The following is an 11,337-nucleotide window of genomic DNA, read 5'->3' as shown; positions in this document are numbered from 1 at the left end:
GGCAGCGCTTTTCTTTTGGCTGAAGTATGGTTAGGCCACTTCGTAATAGTTGGGTTCTTTATCCAACTGACGCTCAATCACCTCCAGGGTCATCTGGATGCACTTGCCACATTGGCTGCCCACGCCCAAACGCTTTCTCACCGCCGCCAGGGTGGTATCTCCCTGATGCACGGCCTGCTGAATTTGGGTATCGGTAACGGCATAACACACGCAAACGTACATGATGATTCCTGCTGAGCAATTGAACGGGGGAATTATAAATAAAAACCGTTCTCATCATCAATAACGCTTTTTTATATAGGTGAGCGATTTCTCATTTGCTGGTTATCTCAGCAATCTATCCTAAACTTTTCGTTAGTCGCTCAAAATGTGAGCGATTCGTGAAAAATGTTGCTGCGGTGTAATGAAAATTGCTTATGATGGTTTGGTACTTTCTGGTGGCATTTAATACCAGAGGTTGAAATTTTGGCGTTATGAAATCCTGAGGAATGGTGGAGTATGCGAAAAAATCTACCTGTAACACAGAAAGAGAATGATTATCCCTCTGATTGGATATTGCTCTCAACCACAGATACCAAGAGCATCATCAAATACGCCAACCCGGCGTTTTGCAAGGTTGCCGGCTATGAACTTTCCCAGATGGAAGGTCAGCCACATAACATGGTACGTCACCCGGACATGCCACCTGCCGCCTTTGAAGATCTCTGGAGCACCATCAAAAAGGGCAATCCCTGGAAAGGGTTAGTAAAAAACCGCTGCGCCAATGGCGATCACTATTGGGTGGACGCCTTCGTGACACCCATTACCCACAACGGTCAGATTGTAGAATACCAGTCGGTTCGCACCAAGCCCACCCGGGCGTCAGTGGAGCGTGCCGAGGCCGCCTATAAGGAGCTGAATCAAAAAGGCAGTGTCTCGCGGCTCAAGGTAAAAACCACCATGACCCAGAAGCTCGCCCTGGTGGCGGCGCTGGCCATGTTACCGGGTCTGTACCTGGCTTTCAGCTGCGGCGGCCTCGGGTTTGTGGCCTGGCTGCTCAGTGTCGCTATCCTGTTTGGTGGCGGCCTCATGTGCCTTCGCCGTTACCACGAGTTGGTCAAGAAGGCCCAGAGCATCTACAACAATCCATTGATGACCTACCTCTATACCGGCCATACCGATTGCGTGGCGCAAATCGATTTGGCGATGCATATGCAGTCGTCTGAGCTCAAAGCGGTACTGGGCAGGGCGCTTGACTCCTGCGAGCAAAGCAGTGCCAATGCCCACAGCTCGGCCGCTAAAGGCGAAGATGTGCAGGGCAACAGTGAGTCACTGCAATATGAAATGGATCAGGTGGCAACCGCCATTCAGGAAATGACGGCAACCCTGCAGGACATGGCCTGTAACTGCAGTGATGCGGCCAATGCGTCCCAGCGTGCCAGTGATGAGTCCATTGCCGGTGACATGATAGTGACCAACACCGTCAAATCCATCGAGTCCATGTCTACGCAGCTGGTTGATACCTCAGGGGTCATTGCCGATTTGGAAGCACAGAGCAAGAGTATTGGCACTGTGCTGGATGTGATTCAAAGTATCGCAGAGCAAACCAACCTGCTGGCATTGAACGCTGCCATTGAAGCCGCCAGGGCCGGTGAGCAGGGCCGTGGTTTTGCCGTGGTTGCCGATGAAGTGCGGGCACTTGCCAAACGCACCCATGAGTCCACCACCGAAATCCAGAGCATGATCACCTTGTTGCAGCAGGGCACCAATAAAGCGGTGGCTTCGATGCATCAGGGCGTAGATAAGGCCCAGGCCTGTGTGGAGCTGGCGGACAAGGCGGGTGAAGCACTTCGCAGTATCCGTGAGGCGGTGGCGTCCATTACCGATATGACCCATCACATTGCCAGTGCCGTGGAGGAGCAATCCAGCGTCTCCAACGAAGTGAGCCGCAATATTGTCAATGCTTCGCAGCTTGCAACTTCAAGCAGCCAGCTGGGTGAGGAAATGGTACATCTGAACCGCGGTGTGGTTGAGAAAATTGGCTCTCAGGAGGCGCTGGTGAAGCAGTTCCTGCTGCGCAGTTTCAAGGGCAAATAACGCAAGCGAAGCTCGGCTCGCCGGCGGCAAGGCAGGCGAAAGACAGTCGGGAAGCAGAAACTCAGACACAAGAAACACAGACACAAGAAACACATGACGTGGAGGTACAGCATGGAACGCTGGCAAAAGAGCATAAATTAAAAAGGCGCCAAAGGGCGCCTTTTCTGTTCAGAGAATCCGGTGCCACTCAATAACCACGCTCGAAGTTCACCCTGTGGGATAAAGATTCGCCCATCAGGAACTTGTGGTAGTTGTTGGTGAATATCTCCGCCACCTGCTCCGGAAAGCTTGGCGCAGCAATGTGCGGGGTAATGATGACGTTATCCAGGCTCCAAATCGGATGCTCTTCCGGCAGCGGCTCCTGGTTAAACACATCCAGTACCGCCTGCTGCGCTGGCTTTTGCGACATCTGCATCGCCAGTGCATCCAAATCCAGCACATCGCCCCGTCCAAGATTAAACAGCACCGCATCGTCTTTCATAAGACCAAGGGTGTGCGCGTTCAGTGCACCCCGGGTTTGCTCAGTCGATGGCAGTATACTGGCAATGGCGTCGGCCCTCCGGATCAGCTCTGGCAGCGCATCGAGGGAAGAGACTTCATCAAAGCCCACCGTCGGTTTGGCGCAGCGGTTGATGCCTGTGACTCTCATACCAAAGTGCTTGGCAGTTTGTGCAATATGTTTGGCGATGGAGCCGGTTCCCAGCAGCAACAGTTCGGAACCCTGCAGGGTTTTGTAGCTGCCAGGCAACCATACTTTTTGTTGCTGCTGGCTTTTGTACAGCTGGTGTTCGCGCTGGCGAGCCAGCAGGTAGCCAAACAGGTATTCGCTCATCAAGGGGCCGAAGATCCCGCGCACATTGGTGAGCAGGTAATCGCGCCTTTGTCTGGGCTTGACCAGCAAGTCTACCCCGGCAAAGGTGGACTGCATCCAGCGCAGACGATCCGCATGACCCAGCAGTGGCGCCGCCAGGCCAGGCTCGGCGAGCCAGATATCCGCGCGGCGAATGCCCGCGGGGTCGTCGTTCAGTAATTCGAGGTCCGGTAAATGACAAGACGCCAACAAGGAGCGATAGCGATCGTTTTCCCGGGTCAACAGCAGTAGCTTGTGTCTCAAGGTATGTTCCCCTTATTCTTGTAGTTATTGCGCTATCATAACTACTTTAGTCGAATGGAAACAATCAAAGGTCTTACTCACGACCTCGCGTCTTACCTCTATCCCTGGATGTCCGAAATTGCCACCGCCATGGTTGCCTGCATACTCATAGTGCTGGCGCCCGATCTCAACCGGGCGGTGAAGCGCCTGGTGGGAGCCAGAGCCTTTGTGGTGCGCACCCTGATTTTCATCCTGGTAAATGCCTTCGGTTTTGGATTGCTGATCGTCTGGGCAAGCCCACATCTGGCCGCAACCCTTCGCAGCCTGTCACCGGTTTGGCTGATGGCTGTACTATCCTTTAGTTTTATTTTTGTCGGTGTTTGGGCTGAGCGCCAGCGTCAGGCCTGAAATCACTCAAACCAGCCGCGATAATCGCATTGATCAGGCTCAGACAATGCGTCTTTGGCCTGGTCCGGGAAGTTGCAAAAGGCGCCGTCAACGCCCATGGCACGCAGTGCGCGCAGGTCGTCAGCATCATCCACTGTATACACGTAAACAAGAACGCCGCGCTGGTGGGCATCATCGACGATTTGCTGGCTGATAAAACTGACATCCAGGTGCAGTGAATAGGCATCAAGCCGGGTGGCAATCATAGCACCATCCAATGGCAAGGAGCCGAGCAGTGGCGCTACTCTGGCCTCTGGCAGCTGTGCCTTGAACTCGGCCAACATGGGATGATGGAACGAAGAAATGATAAGCTGCGCACTGGTAAAGCCCAGCTCGCAGAGGATGCGGGGATAGAGTTTCACCAAAGGCGCCGCTGTGCCCACGCCTTTGAGTTCAATATTGACAATACAGCGGCCGCGCACCAGCTCAAGCACTTGCCACAGGGTGGGAATGGCTTCACCCCGGACAGTGACATTCGAGAGACTTGCCAGGGTTTGGCGGTGGATTAGCCCCTTACCATTGCTTTTACCTGCCAGATGGCGGTCGTGAAACACCACCAACTCACCTTCAACGCAGTGCACATCCAATTCAATGGCCTCAGCCCCCATGCTCAGTGCAAGCTCCATGGCTTTGAGGGTATTTTCCGGGGCATAACCACTGGCACCGCGGTGGGCAAAAATCAGCATAAAAGCTCCTGAAGCATCAATGGGGATCAGCGCAGCTGCAACTGCGAGTCACGTCCCGGCACATTGGTGGTTTGGTTAATGGTGATTTCCATCTGTGGGAACGCCAGTTCAAGGTTGTTTTCCTTGAGTTTGGCGCTGATCCGTTTGTGCAGGTCGTGTCTCAGTGGCCAGCGGGCACCCATATCTTTGGCATAGGCACGCACTTCATAGTCCTGAGTATGCTGACCAAAACCGGCAAACCAAACTTCAGGCTCTGGGGTATGCAGCGCGTGCTGACACTCCTTAATAGCCTGATACAAACTGGCTTCCACCTTGGCAGGATCTGAGTCCCTCGCCACAGCCACCTTGATGATGACTCGGGTGATGGGGTCTGACAGCGACCAGTTAATCAGCTGCTCGGTGATGAAGGCCTTGTTGGGCACGATGATTTCTTTGCGGTCCCAATCGATAATGGTGGTGGCGCGGATTTGGATTTTGCTCACTGTGCCTGTGAGGTCACGGATGGTAACCGTATCGCCAATCCGTACCGGCTTTTCAAACAGGATAATCAGACCTGAGATAAAGTTGGCAAAAATCTCCTGCAAACCAAAGCCAAGGCCCACGGACAGCGCTGCAATCAGCCACTGCAGCTTGGACCATTCCATCCCCAGGGTAGAGAAGCCCACCAAGGTGCCCACCATCACCACCAAATAGCGGCTCACAGTGGTAATGGCAAAGCCGGTACCCGGGGTTAAGTCGAGACGTTGCAACAGCACCAGCTCAAGCAGACCGGGCAGGTTGGTGGCAATCATCAGCGAAAACACCATGATAAGAAGGCCAAACAACACTGACTTTAAGGTTACGGGCACCAGCTGTTCACTGCCATCAATCAGCGCGGTGCTGTTCCACAGGTTAATGCCGTCGAGGAAAGAGAACATGGCCGAGTGGGTTTGGGTCCACAGGCCAATCAAACTGGCGAGGAAGGCCAGAATAAGCAAAGAGCGCACCAGCCCCAGCGACTGACTGGAGATGGTTTCCAAATCGACCTTGGGCTCTTCGTACACGTCCTGACTGTCGGCAAGTACTGTTTCGCCCCGTTCACGCTGGGCCAGCTTTTCGGCCCGTTTGGCCTTGGCGCGATCGAAGGCGATTCGGCGCCGCTCAATCAGCATCCAACGTTTAATTAGCTGATACAGCAGCAAAAAGCCCAGCGCCAGCAGTAGGGACAGCTGCAATTGCAGCAGCAGCTGGAAGGCGGTGAAGTAGAAGCCGCGCCAGGCCAGTACCGCACTGATCACCGGCGTCAGCAGCAGTACCATCCACAAAAGTCGCTGCAGCAGTCGGCGGTTCTTCCCCGGATCCTGCTGTTCGGCGCGGTATTTGCGGGCAAAGTTGAGGATGTCGCGGTAGAACCAGAACAGCTGCAAACACAGGATGATAAAGGCGCCGCGGCCAAGGCTGTTACGCACCAGCGACAATTCCAGAATCTCAGTAAAGCTGACGATGGCCACCAGAGGAATGGTGATCAACATCAGGGATTTCAGCCGCTGCTTGCCGTGTTCTATGACCTCTTTGGGACGGCGGAAGTGGCCAATCAACACGCCTTTTTCCACCGACAGCAAAAACATAAAGCGGTACACCAGATACACACAGCCCATTACCAGCAGGCCACAGCCAACTGCCTGTACCAGATTGTACTGACTCAGCATAAAGAAGGCCCCGGCCAGGATCACCGGGCTTGGACGCAGCAGCGCGTATCCCATGGTGACCAACAGGGTCTCGAAGGTGTAGATAAAGTCATCCTGGGTCACGTTACCCACAGGCGCGATAAAGCGGCTCAGGGCACGGTCGAAGCGGGGTTTGACTATGTCCTGCACCACCAGGCAAAGCACCAACAGGATCAGCCACCAGGACCAATAATCGCTTTGCTCATCCAGTGCCTGTGATAACTGCTGCCAGGGTGCCTGTTGAACCAGCCAAATCAGGCTGCGGTGCAGATCCGTTACCCACAACTTGCCGATAGGCGCGGCATTGGGCACCCAGAACAGGTGCTCGCTCAGGGTATTTTTCAGAGTGTGATATTGCACTGTGAGATTGTTTTGGCTCAGCTTGAGTTTGGCCAACTCACTGAGTAACTGATCAAAACCCTGCAGCAGTTGCTTCAGCAGTTTGTTCTCGGCTTGCAGCAACTGATACTGGGCATCGCTGAACTGTGCTTTTTCATCCAGTTGCTCCTGGTTGCGGGCCAGATCCTGCTCCATCTGGTATCGCGCCAGGCGGGTATCGGCAATCTGGTTTTGCAACGCTTCCTGATTGGGGGGCTTGGGCAGGTTTTGCAACATTTGCAGGAAGCGCTCGCCAAAGGCGGAATTGGTCTTCACCCAGGCAATCTGCTCCTGGATGTTGGATATTTGCAGCGACTGTTCCTGATAGCGCTTCTCGGCGGCTTCCTGCTGATCCACCACGTTATCAATTTGCAGCGTGAGGGTTTGCAGCTTCTGCCCGAGCAATTCGTTGTTGGCCTTAAGGCGGCGGGTGAGGACGTCATCGGCGGACGTGGCGGGGGCAAGGCTGTCGGCAAGGGTGGCATCGGTTATCGCCTGGCGCTCGTTACTGATGGCACGGTTCAGCTTTTCGATAAACAGCTCTTGCTGCGCCAGTTGGGCACGCACCACTTTAAGACGCAGCTGTACCAACTCGATACGTTTTTGGCTGGAGGTTTGCTCGGCCTCCAGCGTGGCCAGATTTTGTTCGTAATACTGCCGCTGGGTTTGTTGCAGCAGCCCCATGGTGGTATCGGGTGCCGACAGAGGTGCCTTTTGATGTTGCATCAATGCCTGACGTGCGGATGAGACAGCACCTGGCAATTGATTATGTCGCTGCAGCAGGCTGCTTTGCTGCTGGCTTAACTGGCTTTCGGTTTCCTTAAGCTCGGAGAGGCGCAAATAGGCTGCCGATGCCTGTTGATTCAAATCCTGCCTGCGAGCCAATTGCAGCTCTTTCTGAGCGCTGGCGAGGGCTTTGTTGAGGGTGGCTTTCTCGGTATCGAAGCTCAGCAGCTGATCCTGATACTCCCCTGCCATTTGTGACAGGGTTTCGATGCTGCTCAGCAGATCCTGGGTTTGCTGCGCCGGGGTGGCTTGAGTCTGAGCTTCAGTTGGCGTAAACCCAAGGCGTTTATCCAACTGAAGGGGAGAGTTGGCTTGGCAAAGAAAAGAAGAAAAAACGAGCGCTATCAGCAGAATACGTAACATGGTACCGGGCTTGGGCAAATGGGAATACCTCGACCATGTTACCAAAGCCCACGGGAATTGGTATGTATGTCTCAGGCCTTTTTTTGCCGCTGTGATCTGTGGCTCTGGGTGGTTTCAAATACGGCGGTGGCCACTACCAGTAAGCCGCCAATCAGGGTACTGGAGCTTGGGGACTCCCCCAGCAACAACAGCGCCAATACCGTGCCGTAGAAGGGCTGAAGGCAGGACACCAGCCCAACGGTTTTAGCGCTGAGGTGTCTTAAGGCCGAGGTAAACAGCGCATGGGGCATGGCGGTGAACACCACTCCAAGCAGTAACAGCAGTTGCCAGACATTGGCGTCCAGCTCGGTGGGATTGGATTCAACAAAGCTGCCCAAAAACACCGCCGCTACCGCAGTTTGATAGAACATGGCCTGGGGGCCGCTGTACTGGGCAAAGTAGCGTTTATGCAGCAAATTACGCGCGGTAAACAGTGCCGCCGACAGTATGCCAATCAAAATGCCCAGGGTGACATCGTTGCCAAGACTGGCTTCTGGAATGAGCAGGGCCACCCCAGTCAACACGGCAATACCACAGATGATGTCCTGCAGTTGCAGCCGGGTGCCGTTGACCCAGGGCTCGACCAGTACCGTCATCACGGGGTAGGTGAAAAAGGCAATCATGCCGATGGCCACAGAGGACATTTGCATGGAGGCGAAGTAGGTCACCCAGTGCAGGCTGACGATAACGCCGAGCATCAGGGCGATGCCGTAGTCACGCAGCTGTCGAAGGCGAATGGGCTGGCGACTGAGCTTAACAATCAGCGCCAGCACCAGGGCGGCGATGGCGCAGCGAAAAACCGTGATATCGAGAGCGCCGAGCGGGATCAGCTTGGAAAACAGCGCGGTGCCGCCAAACAGCAGCACCGCCAAATGCAATTCCAACAGGCCCGAGGGCGCGCCTTTTGACATCAGTCTTCCAGTTTGGCGAAGGGCTGACCCATACGGGTAACGGCTTCCGGCTCAACGCCGTCAGCAAATTCATCGATGGCGTCTTTGGCAAACAGCATCACCACTGTGCTGCCCAGCTTGAAGCGGCCCATTTCGGCACCTTTCTCCAGCGTAAGGGCGTCGGGGCCTTCGGTGGGGTAGTCCCAGGTAAAGACTTTCTTGCCGGTAGGAGGCGTTACAGTACCAGCCCACACGGTTTCGATGCTGGCAACTATGGTCGCGCCAACCAATACCATGGCCAGTGGGCCTTTTTCGGTTTCGAAAATGGCGACTACACGTTCGTTGCGGGCAAACAGGCCGGGCACGTTGCGGGCAGTCAGTGGGTTCACTGAAAACAGCTCGCCGGGTACATAGGTCATCTTCGACAAGGTGCCCTTGATAGGCATGTGGATACGGTGATAATCCTTCGGCGCCAGGTAAATTGTGGCAAAGTCACCACCTTCAAAGCGGGCGGCATCATCCGCCTGGCCGCCAAGCAGTGCCAGCGCTGAGTAGTGGTGTCCCTTGGCCTGGAAGATTCGACCATCTTCAATGGGGCCAAGCTGGCTTACCGCGCCATCCACTGGGTGCACCATGATGTCCTTGTCGGCAGTCACAGGGCGAAGACCAGGCTTGAGTTCACGGGTAAAGAAGTCGTTGAAGGTCTTGTAGGCCTCGGGCTCTGAGTGCAGGGCTTCGTTCATATTGATGCCGTACTGCTTGATGAACCACTTGATAAAGGCGGTGGTGGCCGCGCCAGCTTCGGCGGCGGCAAATTTGCCCACGATACGGGAAACCAAATGCTTTGGCATTATGTATTGAAGGGCTATCTTCACTTTATCCACTTATGTATATCCTTGCGCTTTCAATGTGTTGCCGGATCATTCCTCGCTGTGCCTGAAGTGGCGCGCGTGGCGCTGTTCATCGAGGCTGGCGATGATCCTGTGATAGTTATTGAATCTGTCCTGATGGATTTTTCCGTCTTCCAGTGCTTCGCGGATGCTGCAGCCGGGGTCGTCCTGGTGTTTGCAATCGCGAAACTTACAGGTGCCCAGATAGTCGCGGAATTCGACAAAGCACCAGCTGACCCGGTCGGCCGGCAGATGCCAGAGGGCAAACTCTCGCACGCCGGGGGAATCTATCAGATCGCCGCCGCTTGGCAAGTGCAGTAAGCGGGCGGTGGTGGTGGTGTGCTGGCCAAGTCCTGAGTTTTCGGAGACATCGCCGGTCAGCAGTTCGGCATCCGGCAACAGGGCGTTGATCATTGATGATTTACCCACACCGGATTGGCCGACAAAGACGCTTATCTTGTCTTTCAAAAGGCCCTGCAGTGTTTCAATGCCTTCTTTTGACTTGCTGCTTACCTGGTACACGGGGTAACCCAGTGACTCGTAGCGCTTCAGGGCCTGTTCGATGTCGTTGCGGCTGTCTTCGTCCAGCAAATCCATCTTATTGAGGATGACCACCGGCTTTATGCCTGTGTCTTCCGAGGCCACCAGATAGCGGTCGATGATTTGCGTGGTGAAGGCGGGCATCACTGAGGTAACAATCAGAATTTGGTCGATATTGGCGGCAATGATTTTTACGCCATCGTAGAGGTCAGGGCGGGTCAAAGATGAGGTGCGCGGATGTACGGCTTCGACAACGCCACCGATGGCGCTGCCATCATCCTGTGCCTGACGCACTATCACTTTGTCGCCAGTGACCAGGCTCTGCACGGTACGGCGGATGTTGCAACGGATTATCTCGCCGGAGCCCACTTCCACATCGGCATGCTGCCCAAAACGGGATATCACAATAGCGGGCTCTTCTGCCCCAAGTGAACTATCCTGTAATTCAGGCAGTTGTTTTTCTGGCTTGCCGCGATTAAGCCTTTTTTCGTGATTGGCTCGCATGCGGCGCAGTTGGCCATGACTGAGTGGTTTCTTTTTACTCACAGGGCTATCTTCGTCAATAATCTGATGTGGTTAGGGATAAAAAGCAGTATGATACACGGTCTTTGACAAAAAAGCCTGAAAATACGGCATTGGAACCAAAAGGCAGGTATATGGCTGCAGATGCAAAAAATCTTATCTGGATTGATCTTGAAATGACCGGGCTTGAGCCTGAGGTCGACAGGATCCTGGAAATCGCGACACTGGTTACCGATCAGGAGCTGAATATCCTGGCGCAGGGCCCGGTACTCGCCATTCACCAGTCTGATGAGGTTTTGGCGGCTATGGATGACTGGAACCAGAAGCACCACGGTGAGTCGGGCCTGATCGATCGCGTCAGAGCCAGCACCCATACCGAGGCTGATGCCATTGCCCAAACCATCGAATTCCTCTCCCTATATGTGCCCAAAGGCGCTTCACCCATGTGTGGCAACAGCGTTGGCCAGGATCGCCGATTCCTGAACAAATACATGCGTGAACTTGAGGACTTTTTCCACTACCGCAACATTGATGTCAGCACTATCAAAGAGTTGGTAAAGCGTTGGGATCCGGAAGTGATGAAAGGTTTCAAGAAGCAAGGCACCCATCAGGCGTTGCTCGATATTCAGGAATCCATCGCTGAGCTGCAGTTCTATCGCGAAAAAGTATTTAAAATTTGAGCAAACGATAGATAAATCTATTGCGGGGGCTTGCAGAGGTTGGAAATTTTCATATAATGCGGCCTCACCTTCGCAGTGGCGTGCTGCTGTGATGGTAAATTCGAGATGCGACATTAGCTCAGTTGCCGGTAAAAAGGGACGATACCTTAAAATTGGTAAACGGGTGATATAGCACGAGACGCGACATTAGCTCAGTTGGTAGAGCGATACCTTGCCAAGGTATAGGTCATCGGTTCGAACC

At 54.2% G+C, this 11,337-nt stretch carries 10 protein-coding genes; 3 read left to right on the top strand and 7 right to left on the bottom strand.

Annotated features, from left to right (window positions below; all coding sequences use genetic code 11):
• Positions 1–30: 30 nt before the first annotated feature.
• Positions 31–222 carry a bacterioferritin-associated ferredoxin gene (locus MJ923_RS15605; protein WP_126168230.1) on the bottom strand — a complete coding sequence of 64 codons (192 nt, stop codon included), beginning with the start codon at positions 220–222 and terminating at the stop codon, positions 31–33.
• A 276-nt stretch (positions 223–498) separates the two neighbouring features.
• Between MJ923_RS15605 and MJ923_RS15600 the strand changes: the two genes are divergently transcribed.
• Positions 499–2,076 carry a methyl-accepting chemotaxis protein gene (locus MJ923_RS15600; RefSeq protein ID WP_240591884.1) on the top strand — a complete coding sequence of 526 codons (1,578 nt, stop codon included), beginning with the start codon at positions 499–501 and terminating at the stop codon, positions 2,074–2,076.
• A gap of 187 nt (positions 2,077–2,263) precedes the next feature.
• Here MJ923_RS15600 and MJ923_RS15595 read toward each other — a convergent pair whose 3' ends face one another.
• Positions 2,264–3,190: a D-2-hydroxyacid dehydrogenase gene (locus tag MJ923_RS15595; protein ID WP_240591883.1), complete on the bottom strand. Its 927-nt coding sequence runs from the start codon at positions 3,188–3,190 to the stop codon at positions 2,264–2,266.
• A 54-nt stretch (positions 3,191–3,244) separates the two neighbouring features.
• Here MJ923_RS15595 and MJ923_RS15590 point away from each other — a divergent pair, with 54 nt between their 5' ends.
• Positions 3,245–3,577 (top strand): DUF3392 domain-containing protein, encoded by a 333-nt coding sequence (locus tag MJ923_RS15590; RefSeq protein ID WP_126168227.1) that lies wholly within the window; start codon positions 3,245–3,247, stop codon positions 3,575–3,577.
• Between the two features lie 2 nt (positions 3,578–3,579).
• Here the strand turns inward: MJ923_RS15590 and MJ923_RS15585 are convergent, their stop codons facing one another.
• The 5 genes from MJ923_RS15585 to rsgA all read right to left on the bottom strand — a co-directional run bounded on the left by MJ923_RS15585 (position 3,580) and on the right by rsgA (position 10,440).
• Positions 3,580–4,302 (bottom strand): glycerophosphodiester phosphodiesterase, encoded by a 723-nt coding sequence (locus MJ923_RS15585; protein WP_240591882.1) that lies wholly within the window; start codon positions 4,300–4,302, stop codon positions 3,580–3,582.
• 26 nt (positions 4,303–4,328) lie between these two features.
• A complete protein-coding gene (locus MJ923_RS15580; RefSeq protein ID WP_240591881.1) occupies positions 4,329–7,535 on the bottom strand; it encodes a mechanosensitive ion channel domain-containing protein in 3,207 nt (1,068 codons plus the stop codon).
• Positions 7,536–7,606: 71 nt separating this feature from the next.
• Positions 7,607–8,485 carry a DMT family transporter gene (locus MJ923_RS15575; RefSeq protein ID WP_240591880.1) on the bottom strand — a complete coding sequence of 293 codons (879 nt, stop codon included), beginning with the start codon at positions 8,483–8,485 and terminating at the stop codon, positions 7,607–7,609.
• Positions 8,485–9,348: an archaetidylserine decarboxylase gene (gene asd / locus MJ923_RS15570; protein WP_240591879.1), complete on the bottom strand. Its 864-nt coding sequence runs from the start codon at positions 9,346–9,348 to the stop codon at positions 8,485–8,487. Before asd ends, MJ923_RS15575 begins: the two co-directional genes overlap by 1 nt.
• A 36-nt stretch (positions 9,349–9,384) precedes the next feature.
• Positions 9,385–10,440: a small ribosomal subunit biogenesis GTPase RsgA gene (gene rsgA, locus MJ923_RS15565; protein ID WP_240591878.1), complete on the bottom strand. Its 1,056-nt coding sequence runs from the start codon at positions 10,438–10,440 to the stop codon at positions 9,385–9,387.
• A 110-nt stretch (positions 10,441–10,550) separates the two neighbouring features.
• Here rsgA and orn point away from each other — a divergent pair, with 110 nt between their 5' ends.
• On the top strand, positions 10,551–11,096 hold the full coding sequence (gene orn / locus MJ923_RS15560; RefSeq protein WP_240591877.1) for an oligoribonuclease: 546 nt from the start codon (positions 10,551–10,553) through the stop codon (positions 11,094–11,096).
• Positions 11,097–11,337: the final 241 nt, after the last annotated feature.

The sequence above is a fragment of the Shewanella zhuhaiensis genome, assembly GCF_022484835.1.
Classification (GTDB): domain Bacteria; phylum Pseudomonadota; class Gammaproteobacteria; order Enterobacterales; family Shewanellaceae; genus Shewanella; species Shewanella khirikhana.
This window is presented reverse-complemented; position numbering and strand designations above follow the sequence as displayed.